Origin of the sequence: Klebsiella sp. BIGb0399 (assembly GCF_003752615.1) — a bacterium.
GTDB classification, from domain to species: domain Bacteria; phylum Pseudomonadota; class Gammaproteobacteria; order Enterobacterales; family Enterobacteriaceae; genus Klebsiella; species Klebsiella lignicola.
The window spans coordinates 428,538-451,246 of record NZ_RKHT01000007.1; the positions used below are offsets into that span (position 1 = coordinate 428,538).

Consider the following 22,709-nt stretch of genomic DNA (forward strand, 5'->3'; position numbering starts at 1 on the left):
ATAAAATTCAGTTTCATAAAATAGAAACATAATTTTAATTTTGAGGGGTACCCCATGTTTGCAAGAACTCTGGCTCTGGCTGCGCTCTGTGCTGCAACTTTCTCTGCATCTGCTGTAACCGTCGATTTGCGTCATGAATTTATTGATGGTGGTAAAACCGATAAAACTAACGCCGACCGTGTTGCGGTCTCCCATCGTTTTGCTAATGGCTTCGGCTTCTCCGTCGAGGCGAAGTGGAAATCAGGTGGCGATAATACCGACCAGCCATATTCAGATTTCGTTGGTAACGGCCACGAAGAGAGCATTAGCTGGCAGTGGAAGGCCAATAAGAATTTCTCCGTTACCCCAGGATTTAATATTGAGAGCAACGATAGCCGCTCAATCTACAAACCAAACCTGCGCGTGCAGTACAGCTTCGATAATGGCTTCTATGTCGCCGCCCGTTACCGTTATGACTACACCCGTTATCCGGCCAGCGCGGGTAAAGAAGATGACAAAGTGAACCGTGGCGATGCGTGGGCTGGTTATGTTCTCGGCGACTGGCGTGCTGAGCTGAACTATGTGTACGCGCGTAGTTCTGAAGGCGTGAATCGTAACGACAACAAACCGTACTCGCAGGAATACAACCTGAAAGTGGCGTATAAGCTGGATAAAAACTGGGCGCCGTATGGTGAACTGGGTAACGTTGGGGTGAATGACCGCAGCGATCGTCAGACGCGTTTCCGTGTCGGTGTAGCTTACACGTTCTAAGAAAACCGATTTCGATGATAACCCTGGCGTAGTTGGCCGGGGTTTTCTGTTTTTGGCGAGGCGGAAAGACGGAGGGAATCGTTATTGAGACAGGGAAACATGCCACCTGGTTTAATCAAGTTATCTCACCACCCCATTCCCCTGCATCAGCAGCCAAAAAAAGCCCTCCGCGGGGGAGGGCAAGGCCAGTTACAGAAACACTCAATCAAATAGTCTACTTTATGCTTTTAACATCTCTCGGTTTTCAGGCAATTTGGCGATATAAAGCGCCGGCTTACCGTCTTTATCAGAGCTGTACAGAATGGCACTGTCGTCCGGCGTGAACGACGGATGCGGGTGGGTAACCTGGCGGCTGTTCGCCACCGTCGCCCAGGAGGTATCGTGACGCGCGACGCGATAGTAAGCCTGCTTCGCGACATCGAAAACATACAGATACGGATCGTTATCGATGGTGTAGCCGCTGGTATCTTTCACATCCACCGGCGTACCGGAACCGTCGCCAACCAGCAATGTGCCATCGAAATTACTCATCAGATGGGAACAGGCCGGCATCTGCATCAGCGCCGTGTTGACGCCGGTATCCGGGTTAAAGCTGTAAATGGTGCGCCCCTGCTGACCTTTCAGATAAGAGACGTACACCAGCGCTGAACCGTTCGGTACCCAGAACTCATGGGTGCAGCTCTCGCCTTCCGCATGCTCTTTGACCTTGCGAACATTGCTACCGTCTTCATTGACCATCCACATGCGCGCATCCACCAGATCGTGCGGACCTTCGTGGCAGAAGGCGACGGTGTTGTCGTCGAATGGGCGATAGATCGGGTGGCCCAGCCAGTTTTTCTCTTCATGAATCACGCTGCTGGCCCCGGTTTTTAAATCGACGCGCAGCAGGCGGCAGTGCGGACCTTTATGGAAGAAATCGTGGAAAATCTGCCAGTCGTTGAGCGGCGTCCAGTCGCTTTTGGCAATCTCGATGCCGACCAGTTTGGTGCAGTCGCTGTTGGCAACCCAGGTGCCGTAGCCGACCCACTCGTCGGAAACGCGATACACTTCGCGCTCTTTAAGGGTGGTGAGGTTCACTTCTAACAGCGTGCGGTCGTTCTTCACGTAATACAGTGAGGCGTCATCCGGAGAGAGGAAGCCGCCGAAGGTGTTATCGCCAGCCCCTTCAGTTAACTGGATGGCTTCGGCTTTCGCGATATCTAACAGATAGTAGTTCCAGTTACCGTCGAACTCGCCGGCAAACAGCAGATGGCTGCCATCATTGAAAAAACACTTCTGATAGAAATAGTTACGATGACAGGTCACTTCCGGTGGGGTTAAACGGGTAATTTCCGCGCCGGTATCCGGATCGTGACTGACTTCGTAGTTTAGTTTTACCCGCATGCCTTTAGCCATGATGTACTCCTTTTCTTTCCTGCAGTATCGCCAGCCGCGAAGGGGCGCGTCGCCAGGTGAAGTTGATTTAAAAGATGGGTGTTAATTTATCAAAACATTGTTTCATTATTTGTGATGGCTAACGCAAATCACCATAAAATCTTGCACTGGATCGCAGTTTCTTCCCGCCGCTGGCCGCACGACGACGGCTAACTTTGATTTCATACCCACTTATTGTCTTGTTTTGTCTTTTTTTAAAGTTTGTTTAATTGACTGTATTTTAATGTTTTTTTAATGATATTGCTTCACGGTCAGGGATGCGCTTCGTGATCCGTTTTGCATTTTTGATAATTATACCGTGAAAATATGAAACATCGTTTTAATAAAAATTGAAAACAATTTTCTCAAGGGGTAAGATGACCTCAATAGCAAAGCAAAACTGTGTTTTATTTTTCTATTGCGGATAACGCTCCGGGCGTTTCCCCAGGCGTCAGGAGCCGTGCGGGTTGCGGGCCGGACTACGAATAGAACCTTGCCTGTGTTGTACGGGCTCTGAAAGATTAAGGAATAAATTATGATTCTCGATGCATTCTCTCTACAGGGTAAAGTGGCAGTAGTGACTGGCTGCGACACCGGACTGGGCCAGGGTATGGCGGTAGGTCTGGCGGAAGCGGGCTGCGATATTGTGGGCATCAACATTGTTGAACCGACAGAAACCATCGAGCGCGTCACCGCGCTGGGCCGTCGTTTTCTGAGCCTGACCGCCGATCTGCGCCAGATTGATGGCATTCCGCAGCTGCTGGAGCGTGCGGTAGCTGAATTCGGTCATATCGACATTCTGGTGAACAACGCCGGTCTGATTCGTCGTGAAGATGCCATTGAGTTCAGCGAGAAGAACTGGGATGACGTCATGAACCTGAACATTAAGAGCGTGTTCTTTATGTCTCAGGCGGCGGCGAAGCACTTTATCGCCCAGGGCAACGGCGGCAAGATCATTAACATCGCCTCGATGCTCTCCTTCCAGGGTGGCATCCGCGTTCCGTCTTACACCGCATCGAAAAGCGCCGTGATGGGCGTAACCCGTCTGCTGGCGAACGAGTGGGCCAAGCATGGCATCAACGTGAACGCTATCGCGCCGGGCTATATGGCCACCAACAATACCCAGCAGCTGCGCGCTGACGAACAGCGTAGCACCGAGATCCTTGACCGTATCCCGGCGGGTCGTTGGGGTCTGCCGTCTGACCTGATGGGTCCGGTGGTGTTCCTGGCATCCGGCGCATCGGATTACATCAACGGCTATACCGTTGCGGTCGATGGCGGCTGGCTGGCGCGCTAATTCATTGCCTCTTAGCGTCCGATAAAAAAACCTGCTGCGGCAGGTTTTTTTATATCGCAACAATAATTGTCCATACTCAAAAGCAGGAATAATCCATATTAATTTGTTATGAATTTCATGAATCCCTTTATTTAAGCGGCTTTATAGGTGGTCATATATTATTCATTGTTGTATTGAAAGTTGAATGTCCATCACAAAACAGACTTTGCCAGCCAATTAATCCATATCTTTGACCTGTCCTCCCTGACACATTGTCGCGTCAATCACGTACTTTCAGTGCACGTCTTACTTTGCTCAGGCAGGAAAAAATGACTTCAATCAGTGATGGCGTGACGGCAATACCGCGTAATCAGCGCGATACCCGACGCATGAACCAGTTCGTTTCGATTGCCGCCGCGGTGGCAGGTTTACTTTTTGGCCTCGATATTGGGGTCATTGCCGGGGCGTTGCCCTTCATTACCGACCATTTTGTCTTATCCAGCCGGCTTCAGGAGTGGGTGGTGAGCAGCATGATGCTGGGAGCGGCGATTGGCGCCTTGTTCAACGGCTGGCTCTCTTTTCGCCTTGGCCGCAAATACAGCCTGATGGTCGGAGCGGTCCTGTTTGTTGCCGGTTCTCTCGGTTCGGCATTTGCGACCAGCGTGGAAATGCTGCTGGCAGCGAGGATCGTGCTTGGCGTTGCCGTCGGGATCGCCTCCTATACCGCGCCGCTGTATCTTTCTGAAATGGCGAGTGAAAACGTCCGCGGCAAGATGATCAGCATGTATCAGCTGATGGTCACGCTGGGCATCGTGATGGCGTTCCTGTCCGATACCGCCTTCAGCTACAGCGGCAACTGGCGGGCGATGCTGGGGGTGCTGGCTCTGCCGGCGGTGCTGCTGATTATCCTGGTGATTTTCCTGCCGAACAGCCCGCGCTGGCTGGCGGAAAAAGGGCGCCATGTTGAAGCGGAAGAGGTCCTGCGCATGCTGCGTGATACCTCAGAAAAGGCCCGCGACGAGCTCAATGAAATCCGCGAAAGCCTGAAGCTGAAGCAGGGCGGTTGGGCGCTGTTTAAAATCAACCGTAACGTCCGTCGTGCGGTGTTCCTCGGCATGTTGTTGCAGGCGATGCAGCAATTTACCGGGATGAACATCATCATGTACTACGCGCCGCGTATTTTTAAAATGGCCGGTTTCACTACCACCGAACAGCAGATGATTGCGACCCTGGTGGTTGGCCTGACCTTTATGTTCGCCACCTTTATCGCCGTCTTTACCGTCGACAAGGCCGGGCGCAAACCGGCGCTGAAAATCGGCTTTAGCGTGATGGCGCTGGGAACCCTGGTGCTGGGCTACTGCCTGATGCAGTTCGATAATGGCACCGCCTCCAGCGGCCTTTCCTGGCTGTCGGTCGGCATGACCATGATGTGTATTGCTGGCTATGCGATGAGCGCCGCGCCGGTAGTGTGGATCCTGTGCTCCGAGATTCAGCCGCTGAAATGCCGCGACTTCGGGATCACCTGTTCCACCACCACCAACTGGGTGTCGAACATGATTATCGGCGCGACGTTCCTGACGCTGCTTGATTCGATTGGCGCCGCCGGCACCTTCTGGCTGTACACCGTTCTGAACGTCGCGTTCATCGGCGTGACCTTCTGGCTGATCCCGGAAACTAAAAACGTCACTCTCGAGCACATCGAACGCAAGCTGATGGCGGGCGAAAAGCTGCGCGATATCGGGATTTAATTACAGTGATGAGCGGGGTAGCCACGGGCTGGCGACGCGTACCGTCTCCCGATGGCTTTCCCCGTTAATGATATGCAGGGCGCTCAGGCGCCCGATATCGTAATGCGGTAGCTGCACCGTCGATAGCGGCGGTAAAAACAGATCGCCAATCCCCACCATATTGTCATAGCCCACCACCGCCACGTCCTGCGGGATCCGCAACCCCAGCCCCAGCAACGTTTGATAGACCATAAAGGCGATTCGGTCGTTACCGCAGATCACCGCGTCGAACTGCGCTTTCCCTTTGTGGATGCCGGCCAGCACCATGGCGGGAATATCATGATAGTGGCGATCGCCCAGGGCCATATAGTGATGGGTGAGCGTTTCCGGCGCGATACCGGCCTCCCGGCAGGCGCGTTCCAGCCCCCGACGGCGGCGCACGGTTGCCAGATGGTTTTGCGGAAGATGCAGGCACAGCGGGTTGCGATAGCCGGCGGCCAGCAGCGCCTGCACCGCGGCGTACTGACCCTGCTCATCATCCGGAATATAGCTGGCGACCGGATCGTTCAGGCTTTCGCAGTTGGCGAGGACGCAGGGCAGCGTCAGCAGTTTGGCCGGTACCGGCACCTGGCGCAGCCCCATGGTGGTGTAGATGATGCCGTCAGGACGGTGGGAGAGCAGCAGGTCGACGATGGTGTCCGGGCTGTCGTCGGAGAACATATTCACCACGAAGCTGTTCCAGCCGTGCGCTCGGGCGGTCTCTTCGATAGACAGCGTGATATCGACCGAAAACGGGGTGGTGACGGTATCCAGCGCCAGCACGCCGATGGTATTCGGCGTGGCGTGGGCGCCGCGGATTTTCTTGGCGGAAAGGTCAGGGACGTAGTTGGTCTGCTCGATGGCGGACTGCACGCGGGCCAGGGTCTCGGGCTTGAGACGCTCCGGGTTATTCAGCGCCCGCGAAACGGTCATCAGAGATACGTTTGCCAGTTTTGCCACATCTTTCAAGGATGCCATCTTTCATACTCCACCGTTGCTGCCCTGCCACAGGCTATACAACTAACTCACTGATGTAAAAGGATCATGCGATATTCTATCGCACGCGGTGTGGATGCTGGTCTGACGAATCTTTGATCGCGATCGCATCTCCGTTATGTTAACGTTAACTTTTGTGATTAACATCATGTATCGCAGCAAAACGGCATGATTTATGTTTTTTGTTAACGTTACCATTGCATTCGTCACCCCTACACGAGCATGTCATGATGAAAGCACATCACTCTCACAGCTATCCGTTACTCAGTGCCTTACTGTTTTTCTTTTTTGTGACCTGGTCTTCCTCCGGCTCTTTGCTCTCTATCTGGCTGCACCAGGAAGTGGGGCTGAAGGCGGGCGATACCGGAATTATCTATGCCGTGCTGTCCGTGTCGGCGCTGTTTGCGCAGGTCTGCTACGGCTTTATTCAGGACAAGCTCGGGCTGCGTAAAAACCTGCTCTGGTATCTCACCGTGCTGCTGATCCTCTCGGGGCCGGCCTTTTTACTGTTTGGCTATCTGCTGAAAATGAACGTGCTGCTTGGCAGCATCTTCGGCGGGATCTATATCGGCTTAACTTTTAACGGCGGTATTGGCGTGCTTGAGTCCTACACCGAGCGCGTGGCGCGCCAGAGCCAGTTTGAGTTTGGCCGGGCGCGGATGTGGGGATCGCTGGGCTGGGCGGTGGCGACCTTTTTTGCCGGACTGCTGTTTAACATCAACCCGAAACTCAATTTTGCGGTCGCCAGCTGCTCCGGCCTGGTGTTCTTTATTCTGCTGGCGCGGCTGCGGGTCTCTTCCGCGCCGCAGGCCATGCAGGAAGCGATCGCGGGCGGCAAAGTGACGCTGGAAGATGCGTTGCGCTTGCTGACGCTGCCGCGCTTTTGGGCGCTGGTGTTTTTCGTCGTCGGCACCTGCATTTACGGCGTCTACGACCAGCAGTTCCCGGTCTATTTCTCCTCGCAGTTCGCGACCCTGCAGGAAGGGAACGCGATGTACGGCTATCTCAACTCATTCCAGGTGTTCCTGGAAGCCGCCGGCATGTTCTGCGCGCCGTGGCTGGTTAACCGCATCGGGGCGAAAAACGGGCTGATTTTTGCCGGGATGGTCATGGCGTTGCGGATGATCGCTTCTGGCCTGGTGGAAGGGCCGCTGCTGATTTCCATCACCAAGCTGCTGCACGCGGTGGAGCTGCCGGTGTTGCTGGTGGCGATTTTTAAATACAACAGCATCAACTTCGATAAACGCCTCTCTTCGACGCTGTATCTGGTCGGCTTCGCCTGCACCAGCTCGGTGATTGCCACGGTGCTGTCGCCGCTGGCGGGCTACAGCTACGAGATTTATGGCTTCGCCCGGTCCTATCTGATCATGGGCCTGCTGGTGTTCTGCACCACCTTTATCTCCATTTTCTTGTTGCGCTCCAGCCGGTCATCTTCGGATCCGTTGATGTCGCAACCCTCCGCTATCTGAATGAAAAGAGTGACGAATATGACTTACACCATTGCTAACGCCGAACAGGAACTGCAGCAGAAAAGCGACGCGTTGAATCCGCGCTGGTATCCCCGCTATCACCTCGCCGCACGGGCGGGCTGGATCAATGACCCGAATGGCCTGGTCTGGTTTGACGGCTGGTATCACGCTTTTTATCAGCATCATCCGTACTCCACGCAGTGGGGACCGATGCACTGGGGCCACGCCCGTAGCAAGGATTTGGTTCACTGGGAGCATCTGCCGGTAGCGCTGGCGCCGGAAGGGCCGGAGGATAAAGACGGCTGCTTCTCCGGTTCCGCCGTGGTGGATGGCGATACCCTGGCGCTGATTTATACCGGGCATAAATTCCACGGTGAGGCCGGCAACGAAGAACATCTTTATCAGGTTCAGTGCCTGGCCACCAGCCGCGATGGCGTGCACTTCGAGCGTCAGGGAACGGTGCTGGATACGCCGCCGGGGCTGCATCATTTTCGCGATCCGAAGGTGTGGCGTGAAGGGGAAAACTGGTACATGGTGGTCGGCGCCCGCGTCGGCGATACCGGGCAGGTGCGGCTGTACCGCTCGGCCGACCTGCGCCAGTGGCACGATGAAGGGATCCTTGATGAAGCCGAAGCCGGGATGGGCTATATGTGGGAGTGTCCCGACTTCTTTACCCTTGGCGAGAAGCGGGTGCTGATGTTCTCGCCCCAGGGCATCGCGGCGGAGGGCTATCGCAACCGGAATCTGTTCCAGAGCGGCTACCTGACCGGCGATTGGCAGCCCGGGCAGCCGTTTGTCCGCGACGGCGAGTTTGTCGAGCTGGATCTCGGCCATGATTTTTATGCGCCGCAAAGTTTCCTGACGCCCGACGGCCGTCGCCTGATTATCGGCTGGCTGGATATGTGGGAATCGCCGCTCCCGGAACAGGAGGATGGCTGGTCAGGGATGCTCTCGCTGCCGCGGGAGCTGACGCTGGGAGCGGACAATCGTCTGCTGATGCGCCCGGCACAAGAGGTGGAGTGCCTGCGCGGCGCCTGGTTCCCCTGGCCGGTGAGCGCCCTGAACAACCAGCAGTCGCTGATGGTGGAAAACGCTGAAGCGATGGAGGTGATTCTGCACTGGGATTGCGCCGGCAGCACTGCGGAACAGTATGGGCTGAGCTATGGCGACGGCCTGCGCATTTACGTTGATGCCCAGATGCAGCGGCTGGTCGTGGAACGCCACTATCCGCAGCACGGGCTGTGCGGGGTTCGCAGCGTCGCGATCTCCCTGACGTCGCCGCTCACGCTGCGCCTGTTTTTCGATCGGTCTTCGGTGGAAGTGTTTGTCAATGACGGTGAGGCCTGCCTGAGCAGCCGTATTTACCCGGAGGCTGAGCGCCGGTCGCTGTCGTTATTCGCCTGCAACGGTAGCGCGCTGCTCTCGGAAGCCGGCGCCTGGCAGCTAGAGTAATCGGCCAGATTGTGGAAGCCCCGTCCGTGATGCCGGACGGGGAGTCACAAGGTTCAGACTTCGGCCAGATACAGCGCCGGCATGCCTTCTTTGTCAGAGGTAAACAGCACCCAGCGGTTATCCGGTGAAAACGAAGGGTGGGGGTGGCTGACCTGACGTTCGCCGTTGATCACCGTCCAGGTGGAGTCATGGCGGCACAGCGCTTTCTGCTCGCCAGAGCGCAGATCGAACAGCCAGATGTAGGGATCGTTAAGCTGAATATCGCCGGTATGATGAGGCGAACCGTCGCCGACCACCAGCGAGCCATCATGGTTGCTCATCAGGTGAGAGCAGGGCGGGATCGTCATTAGCTGGTGGTTCTCCAGGGTCGCCGGATCGGCGCGCCAGAGATAGCGGTGCGGATCGTTCTCCTGATGGGCGACGTAGTACAGCGCCGAACCGTCGGGAACCCAGAACTCATGGGTGAAACTTTCCCCGGGCTGGTGCTGACGGACTTTACGCATATTGCTGCCATCGGCGTCGATAAGCCACATTCTGGCGTCGATCGCATCGCGCGGACCTTCATGGCAGAAGGCAACCGTGCGGTCATCAAACGGCCGGTAGATCGGATGGCCCAGCCAGCGTTTTTCCTGCAACACCACGCGCTGTTCGCCGCTATGCAGATCGATGTCGATCAGCCGACACTCGGGTTCGGTAAAGTAAAAGGCGCGGAATTTGCCCCAGTCGGTCAGCGGCTGCCAGTCGCTTTTTTTGATCTCAATTCCCACCAGTTTGCTGCCATCGCTGTTCGCTACCCAGGTGCCGTACGCCACCCACTCATCATCCACTTCGTAGACAACCTGTTCTTCCAGCGAGGCCAGATCCACCCGGCGCAACTGATGGTTATTTTTGACGTACCACAGCGAGCGGTCATCGGCGGATAAGAAGCCGCCGAAGGTGTTGTCGCCGGGACCGTCGGTTAGCTGCATCGCCTGCTGCGCGGCGATGTCTAACAGATAGTAGTTCCAGTGGCCTTCAAATCCGCCACCAAACAGCAGTTTACCTCCGTCGCGGGTGAAGCATTTTTGATAGAAGTAGTTGCGGTGGCAGATGACGTGCGGGGGCGTCATCCGGATCACCCGATGACCGGTTTCGCTGTCTTCCGTGGTGCGAAAATTCAGCGGGATGATTTTGCCTTTCATGACTCACTCCTGATAAAAAAATACCCCGCAGCTGGCGCGGCGGGGTAGGGACAGTGATATCGGATTAACGCATCGCGCGGCGCAGAATACGGTCAGACTGACGCTGGAAGTCTTCCGCTGTCTCTTCAACGGTTTTTTTGCCGTAGTCGATGTACTGCAGCGAAGTACCAAACTGAGCCACGATCTGCGGGTCATCAAAGTATGGCGAAACCGGCAGCTTGGTTGGCAGCGATTGCGCCAGCTTCAGACCAGCAACCGCCGGGTCATCGGCTTTAATGGTGCCGTCTTCGGTCAGGAATTGTACCGCCACTTTGCTCAGCGGCACGCCGCGCTCCAGGCCGAGGGTATCGACCCCTTCTTTGCTGTTCAGCAGGAAGTTAATCACTTTTGCTGCCGCTTCCGGATTTTTCGTCGATTTACCGATCGACAGCATCTGTGCTGGTTTAAAGAACAGACCGGCATCGGTAGCGCCCGGCAGCATCGGGTAGGCGCCCAGATCCAGTTTTGCTGGTGGCTTCAGGTTATCGGAGTATTTGTTGATGGTGGAGTTCCACATATAGGTTCCTCCCCATTCGCCCTGGATCCACGGCTTCATTTCGTACATGTTGCTCTTACCGAAAGAGGCATAGTACTTGGTGTCCGGCATCACGTGGCTGTCGACCAGCTTTTTGTACATCTGGAAGAATTCCACCCACTGCTCTTTGCTGTAGGAGAATTTCTTCGTTTTTTCATCGATAGCCGGCTGGTTATATTTCTGAATCATATAGGAATTCAGCAGAGCCAGCGTATCCTGGTGCTCCAGCACTACCGGGTAGTACTGTTTACCCAGTTTGCTCTCAAAGGTTTTCCCGGCTGCCATCAGCTCGTCCCAGGTTTTTGGGTATTCGACGCCGGCTTTCTTCCAGGTTTCATCGTTGAAGTAGAACACGCGAGCGGTGACGGAGATCGGGATCCCGTTGAGCTTGCCGTTCACGGTGGTGGATTGCAGTTCTTTCGGATCGAACTGGCTCAGGTCGATCACGTCCTTCATCTTGTTCAGGTCGTAGAAGCCCTCACCGTTTTTCGAGAAGATCGGCAGCCAGTTCCAGTTGGTCTGCATCACATCCGGCTCGGTTCCCCCGGCGATCTGGGTGGTCAGGCGCGACAGGTGGCCATCCCAACCGGTGTATTCGGCTTTAACGTTAATATCCGGATTTTGTTTATGAAACTCTTCCAGCGCCTTCAGAGTGACCTGGTGACGGCCGTTGCCGCCCCACCAGGACATACGTAAATCAACATCCTTCGCCATAGAAGGCAATGCGGTCAGGCCCAGAGTTGCGGAGATTGCGGCGCTTAAAAGCACTTTTTTCATTTTAATACTCCAGTAGTTACAGAGAGATATTCTGTTCTGTAGTGGCATCAAAGAGATGGCACTTGTTCATATCGAATTTGAACCAAACCTTACGGTGAAGCCCTTTTTCAATCATCGGTTTTGCTTCATCGGAAGGAACGCGGGCGGTCAGTTCATAGTCGGCGACCTTCAGGTAGACGAAGAACTCGTGACCCATATTCTCGACGCGGACCATTTCGCCGGAGCAACCGCCTTCGGCAAAAGGTTCATCGGCAATGGAGACGAACTCCGGACGTACGCCGTAGAACAGCGACTGATCGGTGTGGCTGCTGGCTTTCTCCTGCAGCGCCGCGCTTAACGGCAGCAGTTCATCACCAATGGTCAGGTGCAGACGACCGGCGCGATCCACCAGTTTACTCTGGCGGATGTTCATCTCTGGTGCGCCGATAAAGCCGGCCACGAACATGTTTTTCGGTTTATGGTACAGGTTGTCCGGCGTATCGACCTGCATGATATGACCCAGCTTCATCACGCAGATACGGTCACCCATGGTCATCGCTTCGGTCTGATCGTGGGTTACGTAGACGGTGGTGGCTGGCTTGCCGGATTTCTTCAGCTGCTTGTGCAGGTCGGAAATACGGATACGCATCGAGGCACGCAGTTTCGCATCGAGGTTAGACAGCGGTTCATCGAACAGGAACACGTCCGGTTTTTTGACGATGGCGCGACCGACCGCGACACGCTGTGCCTGGCCGCCGGAAAGCTGGCGCGGCAGACGGTCAAGCAGCTCTTCCAGCTCCAGAATTTTGGCCGCTTCATTCACCTGGCTTTCAATCTGCTCTTTAGGCAGCTTGCTGAGCTTGAGGCCAAAGGCCAGGTTCTCACGCACGGTCATGTGCGGGTAGAGAGCATAGTTCTGGAACACCATCGCGATACCGCGCGATTTTGGCGCAAGGTTGTTGACGATTTTCTCACCGATGCGCACTTCGCCACCGCTGATGGTTTCCAGTCCTGCCAGCATGCGCAGGGTGGTGGATTTGGCACAGCCGGATGGCCCGACGATAACCATAAATTCGCCATCCGCAATTTTCAGGTCGATAGCATGTACCGCTTTGAAGCCGTTGGAGTAAACTTTTTCCAGTTTTTTGAAAATAACTTCAGCCATGATATTTCCCTCTTAACCTTTAATTCCGCTGCTGGTAACGCCCTGTACGAAGTAGCGTTGTGCCAGGAAGAACACGATGATGGACGGCAGAATGGAGATACTCGCCATTGCCAGAATTTCGTTCCACGGAGCGCCTTCCGTGACGTCGATGGACATTTTCAGTGCCAGCGCGATTGGGTATTTATCAACGCTGTAGACATAGATCAGTGGGCCGATAAAGTCGTTCATTGACCACATGAACTGGAACAACGCCACGGAGATGATCGCCGGTTTCAGAATCGGTACCACCACATACCACAGCACCTGGATAGAGTTACAGCCATCAATCTGCGCCGCTTCTTCCATATCACGCGGTACACCGCGCAGGAACTGAATCAGCATGAAGACGAAGAACCCTTGGGTCGCGAATGCCAGCGGCAGATACAGCGGCAGATAGCTGTTCAGCATGCCCATTTCACGGAACATCAGGTACTGCGGGATCAGCAGGACGGTGCTTGGCAGCAGCATGGTGGTGATCAGGGTCGCGAACCAGAATTTCTTCCACGGGATCTCGAAGCGGGCAAAGCCGTACGCCACGATGGTGGAGGAGATAATGGTCAGCAGCACTTTCGGGATCACATACTTGAAGGTGTTCAGCATGTAGTGACCGAAGTTGTACTCGGTGCCGGTTTTCCAGCCGTTAATAAAGCCATCCCAGGTGGCATGAGCCGGCCACAGGCTCAGGGTGGTGAAGATCTCATGGTTCGGTTTGAACGACGCAGAGAACATCCACACCAGCGGATAGAGCATCAGCAGGCCAACGAACAGCAGGATTACGTAGCGGATCATCCGGCTGATTTTTTCGCGACGCAGAGTACGGGCAACCTCACGTTCCGCAATTTCCATCGCCGGGGTCATTTGTTGGATATCAGCCATTTTTGCCTCCCTTATCGGCGGAGTAGAACACCCAGTATTTCGATGACTTGAACGCGATGGCGGCAAAGACCGCGACGACGAGGAACAGCACCCACGCGAGCGCGGCACCATAGCCCATATCAAAGTACTTAAAGGCCGTATCGTAGATGTAGAGCGAGAACAGATAGGTGGAGTAGGTTGGGCCGCCGCCGGTGATAACGTACGGTCCGGTAAACTCCTGGAATGCCTGAGTTGTCTGCATGATGAAGTTGAAGAAGATAACCGGCGTAATCAGCGGCACGGTCACTTTCATAAACATCTGCCACTTCGAAGCGCCGTCGATCATCGCCGCTTCATACTGTGACTGCGGGACGTTCTGCAGCGCTGCGAGGAAGATAACCATCGCAGAACCGAACTGCCAGACGCGCAGCAGCGTCACGGACATCAGCGCCAGAGACGGTTCGCCGAGCCAGTTCACCGGGTCAAAGCCCAGCACGCCGATAAAGCTGTTCAGCAGGCCATCGATCGCAAACAGGGCACGCCACAGGACGGCAATGGCCACCGAGCTGCCGAGAATCGAAGGGATGTAGTAAGCGGTACGGAAAAAGCCGATGCCGCGCAGTTTAAAGTTGAGAACAAAGGCAATGCCTAACGCAAAAGCCAGTTTTAACGGGATCGTTAAAAAGACGTAAGCAAAGGTCACGCCCATGGATTTCCAGAAGAGCGAATCTTCGGTCAACATGTAGCGATAGTTTTCAATGCCGTTAAAGACCGGCGGACTCATCAAATCGTACTCAGTGAAACTGAGGAAGAAAGATGAAACAAAGGGAAAAGCGGTAAAGAGTATCAGCCCGATGATATAGGGCGATATCCATGCCAATCCCAGCATCTTGTTTTCATTCATACATACCTACCTGGCTTACGAGTTTGTAAAACGGATTCGGTGTAATGGCTTTTTCCGTGCCGACGTTCGGCAGGAAAGTTAATCTGGTGCTGGTGTCTTCGCTGGCGTTAGCTTCCTTTTTAACCTTGTGTTTATTATTGAGGGTTGCTCGCAGCTTCCCTGCTGAACCTGTTCGTTTCGTTTTTTACCTACCCGACGTCTTAGTTTTATAAAACGCCGTTTTATTTTTATTTTATTGCTATTTATTACAGAGTCATTCGATTCATAACGGAAATGTGATCGAAGTCGAAACGATGTTTCAAAAAATGCGAGTAGTGAACGATTTCTGTAGGGCGCGGGGCGGGGAAAAAGGGCGAGGCGGGGATTTGAACTATATGGAGTGATAATAAATAGTGAGCTAATGATTTTTTCGTAGAGGATTTTTTTGGTTAACGGAGCTGATGAGAGCAAGGGCGCCGTTGCGCGAAGGGGGCATGTCAGGAATGCCCCCTGATGGGACTAGTTTTACAAGAAATCTTCACGGATTGGGGTGAAGGTGTCCAGCAAGGTGCCCGGCTTCAGGCAGATGCAGCCGTGCATGATATGCGGTTTCTTATAGAGGGTATCGCCGGCGCGGACCACGTGCTTCTCTTCGCCGATGGTGAACTCAAATTCACCGGAAAGCACATAGGTCAGCTGCTCATGCGGGTGGTTGTGCATCGGCCCGATGGCGCCGACGTCGAAATTGACCTCGACGGCCATCATGTGACCGTCGTGCGCCAGGATACGACGGGTGACGCCATTGCCCAGATCTTCAAGGGTGGTCTCTTTGTGAAAAATAAACATCCGGCAGTCCTGTTGTTAAGTGAAACAATGTTTCATTTAATTTATATCAGATTGCCTTGAAAAGAAACGCTCGACAAGAGAAGTGGAAAGTTGATCACAAGTTTGTTTCACTGGAACAAACCCTGTTAAGGAGCAAATGATGAAAACGATTGGCCTGTTGGGCGGCATGAGCTGGGAATCCACCATCCCCTATTACCGCCTGATTAATGAAGGCGTCAAGGCGCGCCTGGGCGGGCTGCACTCGGCCAGCCTGCTGCTGCATAGCGTTGATTTCCATGAAATCGAAGCCTGCCAGTCTTCAGGGCAATGGGATCGTGCCGGGGAGATCCTGGCGCAGGCGGCGTATGGCCTGCAACAGGCCGGCGCGGAAGGGATCGTGCTGTGTACCAATACGATGCACAAGGTGGCGGAGGCTATCGAAAACCGCTGTGAGGTGCCGTTCCTGCATATTGCCGATGGCACCGGGCGGGCGATTAGCGCCCAGGGGCAACGTCGCGTGGCGCTGCTCGGCACCCGCTATACCATGGAACAGGATTTTTATCGTGGCCGCCTGCAGCAGCAATTCGCCATCGAGACCCTGATCCCCTCCGCCGACGATCGCCAGCGCATTAACGAGATCATTTTTGACGAGCTGTGCCTCGGGACATTTAGCGAGGCGTCACGCGATATCTACCTGCAGATCATCGCGGAGCTGGCGGATCAGGGGGCTGAAGCGGTGATCTTTGGCTGCACCGAGATTGGCCTGCTGGTTCCCCCGGCGCTCAGCCCGCTGCCGGTGTTTGATACCACGGCGATTCACGCCAGCGATGCGGTGAATTTCATGCTCTCTTAAGTACCGCTTCGAGCGGTGCCTGAATGCGCGTCAGGCTGCTTTGCAGATGCTGAATAAACGCCTCGACCAGCGCTGAACCGGGGCGGTGCAGCGGGCGGATCAGGCTGACGGTAAACGGGACATCGACGCTAAAGCGGCGCACCACCACGCCGCTCTCGGCATAGTCGAGGGCGGTCAGCGGGTTGACGACGGAGATGCCGACGCCTGCCCGCACCATCGCACAAATGGAGGCCGCGCTGTGGGTCTCCACCACCATCCGGCGTTTGATCTGATGCTCCTGGAACAGGGCGTCAAGCAGCTGGCGATAGCTGTCGGTCCGCGACAGGCTGATATAGTTTTCACCGTGGAAATCTGCCGGCGTCAGCACCGGTTTGCTGGCAAGCGGATGGTCCTGCGGCAGCACGCAGACTTCGTTGAGGGTCAGCAGCGGCGTACGCTCGGTGCCGGCGGGGGTGTGCAGGGTTTCCGTCAGGCCGAGATCGTGGCGCTGGGCGGAGAGCCACTCCTCCAGCAGCGGTGACTCCTGGGGGACGATGTGCAGGCTGACTTCCGGATAGCGCGCCAGAAACGGCTGCAGCAGCAGCGGCAGAAACGACTGGGAAAACACCGGCAGACAGACCACCGACAGTTCCCCCTGGCGGAACTCGCGCAGGCTTTCCGCGGCGCTGACGATACGGTCCAGCCCGTACCACGAGCGCTGCACCTCTTCGAACAGCCGTAGCCCCTGTACCGTCGGCTGCAAACGCCCACGGGCGCGGGTAAACAGCGTCAGCCCGATCACCTTCTCAAAACGCGCCAGCTCCCGGCTGACGGTCGGCTGGGAAGTATGCAGCAGTTGCGCCGCCTCGGTCAGGTTGCCGGTGGTCATCACCGCGTGGAAGATTTCAATATGACGCAAATTGACGGCTGGCATAGCGACTCGCAGAAAGTGTCCGGTATCCATATCATTTTTGCATAGAGTCACGATAAAACGATATTTTTTATTCTCTTCACCCTATGGCGTAATCATAAAAAAACACGCACAGCACAGACAACACCGGAGTTCACCATGCCACGCTCGCTTTATGCCACCGATACCGACCTGACCGCCGAGCATCTGCTCCGCCTGCCTGCCGAATTTGGCTGCCCGGTGTGGGTCTATGACGCGCAGATTATCCGCCGCCAGATTGCCCAGCTCAGCCAATTCGATGTGGTGCGTTTCGCCCAGAAAGCCTGCTCCAACATCCATATTCTGCGCCTGATGCGCGAGCAGGGTGTGAAGGTGGATTCGGTCTCGCTGGGGGAAATCGAGCGTGCGCTGGCGGCAGGGTACGATCCGCAGCAGCATCCGGAAGACATCGTGTTTACCGCCGACCTGATCGACGACGCGACGCTGGAACGCGTCAAAGCGTTACAGATCCCGGTCAACGCCGGTTCGGTCGATATGCTGAGCCAGCTAGGGGAGGTCTCGCCGGGCCATCGCGTGTGGCTGCGCGTTAACCCGGGCTTCGGCCACGGCCACAGCCAAAAAACCAATACCGGCGGCGAAAACAGCAAACACGGGATCTGGTACAGCCATCTGCCGGCGGCGCTGGAAGTGATCCGCCGCTATCAGCTGCAGCTGGTGGGGATCCACATGCACATTGGTTCCGGGGTCGATTATGGCCACCTCGAACAGGTGTGCGGCGCGATGGTGCGCCAGGTGATTGAATTTGGTCAGGATCTGCAGGCGATCTCCGCCGGCGGCGGCCTGTCGATCCCCTATCGTGAAGGCGAAGAGACGATCGATACCGATCACTACTACGGTCTGTGGAACGCCGCGCGGGAACAGATCGCAAAACACCTGGGTCATCCGGTGAAGCTCGAAATCGAGCCTGGCCGTTTCCTGGTGGCGGAATCCGGGGTGCTGGTCTCCCAGGTACGCAGCGTTAAAGAGATGGGCAGCCGCCACTTTGTGCTGATTGACGCCGGGTTTAACGATCTGATGCGTCCGTCGATGTACGGCAGCTATCACCATATTTCAGCGCTGGCGGCAGATGGCCGCGACCTGCGCGATGCGCCGCTGGTCGAGACCGTGGTGGCCGGGCCGCTGTGCGAATCCGGCGACGTCTTTACCCAGCAGGAAGGGGGCAAAGTGGAAACGCGTCTGCTGCCGGACGTGGCGCCGGGCGACTATCTGGTTCTGCATGATACCGGCGCGTACGGGGCGTCAATGTCCTCAAACTACAACAGCCGTCCGCTGCTGCCGGAAGTGCTGTTCGACAACGGACACGCGCGGCTGATCCGTCGTCGGCAGACTATTCAGGAGCTGCTTGTCTTAGAGCAGTGCTAAAAAAAGGTCCCGTCGATACCGAGTCGCGCAACACCAGCGTGCCGGTAAACGGCGGGATCGTTTCGATCGGCTGGTCATTGGCGAGCTTAATGGCCTGATCGATGGCGGTGGTGATCATGTTATCGATCGGCAGATAGACCGTCGACAGGCCCGGCTCCAGCCATTTCGCGCTAGGGGCATCATCAAAACCGAACAACGAAATATCCTGCGGGATCCGCAGCCCTGCCTGGTGCAGCGCCTTTGAAGCCCCTAACGCCATATCATCGTTACAGGAAAACAGCGCGCTGAACGTGGTTTTCTCTGCCAGCAGCTCGCAGCACAGCTCGTAGCCGCGGGTCATCGTCGAATCGCCGTATTTCACTTTTTCCGGGTCCCACGCAATCCCGTTCTTTTTCAGCGCCTTGCGATAACCCTGCAGGCGGGCTTTACCGGTCGGCGTGTGCATCGGTACGGTGATACAGGCGATGTCGCGGTGGCCCTGGTGAATCAGATAATCCACCGCCTGGAAAGCCGCATCTTCCTGCTCGAAGAAGACGCAGCGCTCCCGCGCCAGGCTGACGTCACGGTTAATCACCACCAGCGGCATATCGATGGATTCGATCAGCGACATGATCTTTTTTTCGCTCATGTGGCGGGTATAGAGAATGATGGCATCGCACTGGCGGTCGGCGAGCATCTGTACCGCCTCTTCTTCACGCTCCGGCGCATCGTGGCCGTCGGTGACGATCAGCTGTTTTCCCCAGGCTTCCGTCTGCCGTGAGGCCTGCTGTAACAGGCGACCAAAGTAGAAGCCATCGAAGGTGGAGACCACCAGACCGATGCTGTTGCTTGTGCGGTTCGCCAGTGAACGCGCGAGAAAGTTTGGCCGATATCCCAGCTCTTCCATCGCCTTGAAAACCTGTTGGCGGGTGCTCTCTTTTACCTGACCTGTGCCGTTCAACACGCGGGATACCGTCGCTTTAGAGACGCCTGCGCGAATTGAGACATCCAGCATTGTTGCCATTGATCGTTTCCTGATATCACGTGATAGGCCGCAGTTTATCACAGACATTCAGAGGGATATGCGCTCAACGGAGAGCAAACAACCATCGCGATCACGCTTTTTACAGGAACTGCGCGTCGCGAAAAGTGAACCCACACATGCGGTATACCAATATTAAATATTCTAATAATTTGGAATACCACATCGCGCGTTGAGAGTTGAGTCACAGAACTTTTTACCACCAGTGACTATTTTTTGGTATGCCAAAAGGTGTTTAGCAGTACACCTTGTGTGCTAAAAAGCCCTTAAACCAGAGGTATCCTTTATGGCATTGCAGGAAAAACTGATCGACTCGCTGGGGAGTTTCGCCACGACATTCAACAGCTACCGCTACATCATGGCGATAAAATCCGCTTTTATTACCCTGATGCCGGTGATCATCGTTGGCGCCTTCTCGGTGCTGATTTCAAACATGGTGCTGGATCCGAAGAACGGGCTCGCCAGCTTTCAGTCGCTGTCATTCCTCGCCGCCCTGAAGCCCATTACCGGGGCGATTAACTACGCCACCCTGAACTTCCTGAATATCGGTGCGGTGTTCCTGATCGGGATCGAGCTGGGGCGCATCAACGGTATTAAAAGACTGTTTCCCGGCCTGCTGGCGGTTATCTGCTTTATCTGCGTGACGCCGACCACCGTCGAAATGATGGTCGACGGGCAGATGCGTGAAGTGAAAGATGTCCTGATGCGTCAGTTCTCCGATACCCGCAGCCTGTTCCTCGGCATGTTTATCGCCATTCTGTCGGTGGAGATTTACTGCTGGCTGGAGGGGCGCAAGGGGCTGAAGATCAAGATGCCGGATACCGTGCCGCCAAACGTCTCGGCCTCATTTTCGGCGCTGATCCCGGCGATCATTACCACCACGGCGATCGCCACCTTTGGCTTTATTTTCCATCAGGTCACCGGCATGTATCTGTATGACGCCATCTACCAGGTGGTGCAGCAACCGCTGGAACGCGTGATGCAAAGCCTGCCGGGGATCCTGCTGCTGATGTTTGTCGCTCAGCTGTTCTGGGTTATCGGCATTCATGGTAATCAGATGATTAAACCGATCCGCGAACCGCTGCTGCTGGGGGCCATTACCGTCAACATGAGCGCCTTTGAGCAGGGCAAAGAGGTGCCTAACATCATCACTATGCCGTTCTGGGATGTGTATATGAGCATCGGCGGCTCGGGGCTGACCATCGGGCTGCTGATTGCGGTGATGATCGCCACCAAACGCAAAGAGATGAAAGAGATCGCCAAGCTGTCGATAGGGCCTGGGCTGTTCAATATCAACGAGCCGGTGATTTTCGGCATGCCGATTATGCTCAATCCGATCCTCGCCATCCCGTTTATCATCACGCCGCTGGTGACCGGCAGCATCGGCTACTTTGCGACGGTGACCGGATTTGCCGGTAAAGCCGTGGTGATGGTGCCGTGGACCACGCCGCCATTGATTAACGCCTGGCTCTCCACCGCCGGTTCGATGGGGGCAGTCGTGACCCAGCTTATCTGCATCGTCACCGCGGTGATTATCTATCTGCCCTTTGTGAAGATCGCCTCGCGCCGGGCGGAAATTGCCCAGCGTGAAGCAGAAAATGCACAGATCGCCAACAACGCATGAGGATGTCATGAGCACGAAAAGGATTGCGATTCCCCACGATTTTATCCTGGGAGCGGCCGCTTCCGCCTGGCAGACCGAAGGGTGGAGCGGCAAGAAAGAGGGCCAGGATTCCTGGCCCGATCTGTGGTACAAGAACGACCGCCATGTCTGGCATAACGGCTATGGCCCGGCGGTGGCGACCGACTTTATCAACCGCTTTCGCGAAGATGTTCAGCTGATGAAGCTGGCGGGGCTGACCCACTACCGGACCTCGATTAACTGGTCGCGCTTTCTGACCGACTATGAAAACGTCATCGTCGACGAAAGCTACGCTGCCTACTACGACCAGCTGTTCGATGAACTGCTGGCCAACGGTATCGAGCCGATGATCTGCCTTGAGCACTATGAGCTGCCAGGGTATCTGCTGGAGCACTACGGCGGCTGGGGCTCGAAAAAGGTGGTGGAGCTGTTCGTGCGTTACGCGGAGAAGGTGTTTGCCCGCTACCACCATAAAGTGACGCGCTGGTTTACCTTCAATGAACCGATTGTGGTGCAGACCCGGGTTTACCTTGATGCGCTGCGCTGGCCCTACGAGCAGAACACCGCAAAATGGATGCAGTGGAATCACCATAAGGTGCTGGCGACGGCGAAGGTGGTGGCGTTGTTCCGCGAGAAGGGCTATCGCGGCACGGTGGGCTGTATCCTGAACCCGGAAGTGACCTATCCGCGCTCGCAGGTGCCGCACGATCTTCATGCCGCCGAGATGTACGATCTGTTCTATAACCGTGTCTTCCTCGATCCGCTGGTGCACGGCGCCTATCCGCCGGCGTTGTTCGCGCTGCTCGAACAGCACCATGTGCGCTGGGACTACAACGATCGCGAGCTGGCAATTATTCGCGACAACACCGTCGATGAGCTGGGGATTAACCTCTATTACCCGCATCGGGTGAAGGCGCCATCGCGGGCCTGGCATCCGCAGACGCCATTTCATCCGGCCTACTATTATGAACCCTTCGAGCTGCCGGGGCGGCGGATGAACAACTCCCGCGGCTGGGAAATTTACCCGCGCATTGTTTTCGATATGGCGATGCGCATCAAAGACGACTATCGCAACATCCCGTGGTTTGTGGCGGAAAGCGGTATGGGCGTGGAAAACGAAGGGCAGTTTCGTAACCGCGAAGGCACCATCGCGGACGACTACCGGATCCGTTTTATCGGCGAACATCTCTGGCAAGCGCTGCGCGCGCGGGAAGAGGGCGCCAACTGCCACGGCTATATGCTGTGGGCCTTTACTGACAATGTGTCGCCGATGAACGCCTTTAAAAACCGCTACGGGCTGATTGAAATCGATCTGCAAAACCAGCGTGCACGGCGGCCTAAGGCCTCCGCCAGCTGGTTCCGTACGTTAGGAGAAAGACGCGAACTGACGCTGGATATCGACGATGAGTGGCGCTAGCCCGGCGTAAACTTTGCTAAGATAGCGCCGATATGGATTCCCTCGCAGACAACGCACAGGTGATA

Annotated in this window: 19 protein-coding genes and 1 pseudogene; 10 read left to right on the plus strand and 10 right to left on the minus strand. The window is 55.6% G+C overall.

Features of this window, described 5'->3' with window-relative positions; genetic code table 11:
- The first annotated feature begins 54 nt into the window (after nucleotides 1–54).
- Nucleotides 55–750 (plus strand): oligogalacturonate-specific porin KdgM family protein, encoded by a 696-nt coding sequence (locus tag EDF82_RS16695; protein ID WP_123756638.1) that lies wholly within the window; start codon nucleotides 55–57, stop codon nucleotides 748–750.
- 219 nt (nucleotides 751–969) lie between these two features.
- Here the strand turns inward: EDF82_RS16695 and EDF82_RS16700 are convergent, their stop codons facing one another.
- Nucleotides 970–2,145: an oligogalacturonate lyase family protein gene (locus tag EDF82_RS16700; protein WP_123756639.1), complete on the minus strand. Its 1,176-nt coding sequence runs from the start codon at nucleotides 2,143–2,145 to the stop codon at nucleotides 970–972.
- 553 nt (nucleotides 2,146–2,698) lie between these two features.
- On the opposite strand from EDF82_RS16700, the gene kduD reads away from it, so the two are divergent.
- Nucleotides 2,699–3,460, plus strand: a complete 762-nt coding sequence (kduD, locus tag EDF82_RS16705; RefSeq protein ID WP_123756640.1) for a 2-dehydro-3-deoxy-D-gluconate 5-dehydrogenase KduD — start codon at nucleotides 2,699–2,701, stop codon at nucleotides 3,458–3,460.
- A 308-nt stretch (nucleotides 3,461–3,768) separates the two neighbouring features.
- Nucleotides 3,769–5,187, plus strand: coding sequence for a sugar porter family MFS transporter (locus EDF82_RS16710; protein WP_123756641.1), 1,419 nt, complete (start codon nucleotides 3,769–3,771; stop codon nucleotides 5,185–5,187).
- Here EDF82_RS16710 and EDF82_RS16715 read toward each other — a convergent pair whose 3' ends face one another.
- Nucleotides 5,188–6,183, minus strand: a complete 996-nt coding sequence (locus EDF82_RS16715; RefSeq protein WP_123756642.1) for a LacI family DNA-binding transcriptional regulator — start codon at nucleotides 6,181–6,183, stop codon at nucleotides 5,188–5,190.
- A 109-nt stretch (nucleotides 6,184–6,292) separates the two neighbouring features.
- Here EDF82_RS16715 and EDF82_RS25675 point away from each other — a divergent pair.
- From EDF82_RS25675 to EDF82_RS16725, 3 genes and pseudogenes are all read left to right on the plus strand, one after another.
- A pseudogene (locus EDF82_RS25675) lies at nucleotides 6,293–6,370 on the plus strand (hypothetical protein); the annotation flags it as partial.
- A 58-nt stretch (nucleotides 6,371–6,428) separates the two neighbouring features.
- Nucleotides 6,429–7,670: an MFS transporter gene (locus EDF82_RS16720; RefSeq protein WP_123756643.1), complete on the plus strand. Its 1,242-nt coding sequence runs from the start codon at nucleotides 6,429–6,431 to the stop codon at nucleotides 7,668–7,670.
- An 18-nt stretch (nucleotides 7,671–7,688) separates the two neighbouring features.
- A complete protein-coding gene (locus EDF82_RS16725) occupies nucleotides 7,689–9,122 on the plus strand; it encodes a glycoside hydrolase family 32 protein (RefSeq protein WP_123756644.1) in 1,434 nt (477 codons plus the stop codon).
- A 53-nt stretch (nucleotides 9,123–9,175) separates the two neighbouring features.
- On the opposite strand, the gene EDF82_RS16730 is transcribed toward EDF82_RS16725, so the two are convergent.
- The 6 genes from EDF82_RS16730 to EDF82_RS16755 form a co-directional block, all read right to left on the minus strand.
- On the minus strand, nucleotides 9,176–10,303 hold the full coding sequence (locus EDF82_RS16730; protein WP_123756645.1) for an oligogalacturonate lyase family protein: 1,128 nt from the start codon (nucleotides 10,301–10,303) through the stop codon (nucleotides 9,176–9,178).
- A 64-nt stretch (nucleotides 10,304–10,367) separates the two neighbouring features.
- On the minus strand, nucleotides 10,368–11,654 hold the full coding sequence (locus tag EDF82_RS16735) for an ABC transporter substrate-binding protein (protein ID WP_123756646.1): 1,287 nt from the start codon (nucleotides 11,652–11,654) through the stop codon (nucleotides 10,368–10,370).
- 16 nt (nucleotides 11,655–11,670) lie between these two features.
- Nucleotides 11,671–12,798, minus strand: coding sequence for an ABC transporter ATP-binding protein (locus EDF82_RS16740; protein ID WP_123756647.1), 1,128 nt, complete (start codon nucleotides 12,796–12,798; stop codon nucleotides 11,671–11,673).
- 12 nt (nucleotides 12,799–12,810) lie between these two features.
- Nucleotides 12,811–13,713: a carbohydrate ABC transporter permease gene (locus tag EDF82_RS16745; RefSeq protein WP_123756648.1), complete on the minus strand. Its 903-nt coding sequence runs from the start codon at nucleotides 13,711–13,713 to the stop codon at nucleotides 12,811–12,813.
- Nucleotides 13,706–14,596 carry a carbohydrate ABC transporter permease gene (locus EDF82_RS16750; protein ID WP_123756649.1) on the minus strand — a complete coding sequence of 297 codons (891 nt, stop codon included), beginning with the start codon at nucleotides 14,594–14,596 and terminating at the stop codon, nucleotides 13,706–13,708. Before EDF82_RS16750 ends, EDF82_RS16745 begins: the two co-directional genes overlap by 8 nt.
- Nucleotides 14,597–15,100: 504 nt before the next feature.
- Nucleotides 15,101–15,421, minus strand: coding sequence for a cupin domain-containing protein (locus EDF82_RS16755; RefSeq protein WP_123756650.1), 321 nt, complete (start codon nucleotides 15,419–15,421; stop codon nucleotides 15,101–15,103).
- Between the two features lie 139 nt (nucleotides 15,422–15,560).
- On the opposite strand from EDF82_RS16755, the gene EDF82_RS16760 reads away from it, so the two are divergent.
- Nucleotides 15,561–16,253, plus strand: coding sequence for an aspartate/glutamate racemase (locus EDF82_RS16760; protein WP_123756651.1), 693 nt, complete (start codon nucleotides 15,561–15,563; stop codon nucleotides 16,251–16,253).
- Here EDF82_RS16760 and EDF82_RS16765 read toward each other — a convergent pair.
- The gene (locus EDF82_RS16765) at nucleotides 16,240–17,166 is read right to left on the minus strand and encodes a LysR family transcriptional regulator (protein WP_123756652.1); all 927 of its coding nucleotides are present in this window, start codon (nucleotides 17,164–17,166) and stop codon (nucleotides 16,240–16,242) included. The two genes, EDF82_RS16760 and EDF82_RS16765, sit on opposite strands and share 14 nt — an antisense overlap.
- A gap of 135 nt (nucleotides 17,167–17,301) precedes the next feature.
- On the opposite strand from EDF82_RS16765, the gene lysA reads away from it, so the two are divergent.
- Nucleotides 17,302–18,564, plus strand: coding sequence for a diaminopimelate decarboxylase (gene lysA, locus EDF82_RS16770; RefSeq protein ID WP_123756653.1), 1,263 nt, complete (start codon nucleotides 17,302–17,304; stop codon nucleotides 18,562–18,564).
- Here lysA and EDF82_RS16775 read toward each other — a convergent pair.
- Nucleotides 18,530–19,558: a LacI family DNA-binding transcriptional regulator gene (locus EDF82_RS16775; protein WP_187043083.1), complete on the minus strand. Its 1,029-nt coding sequence runs from the start codon at nucleotides 19,556–19,558 to the stop codon at nucleotides 18,530–18,532. The genes lysA and EDF82_RS16775 overlap by 35 nt on opposite strands.
- Before the next feature lie 313 nt (nucleotides 19,559–19,871).
- Here EDF82_RS16775 and EDF82_RS16780 point away from each other — a divergent pair, with 313 nt between their 5' ends.
- Entirely contained in the window at nucleotides 19,872–21,209 is a 1,338-nt protein-coding gene (locus EDF82_RS16780; protein ID WP_123756655.1) for a PTS sugar transporter subunit IIC, read from the plus strand.
- 7 nt (nucleotides 21,210–21,216) lie between these two features.
- Nucleotides 21,217–22,644: a glycoside hydrolase family 1 protein gene (locus tag EDF82_RS16785; RefSeq protein WP_123756656.1), complete on the plus strand. Its 1,428-nt coding sequence runs from the start codon at nucleotides 21,217–21,219 to the stop codon at nucleotides 22,642–22,644.
- Nucleotides 22,645–22,709: the final 65 nt, after the last annotated feature.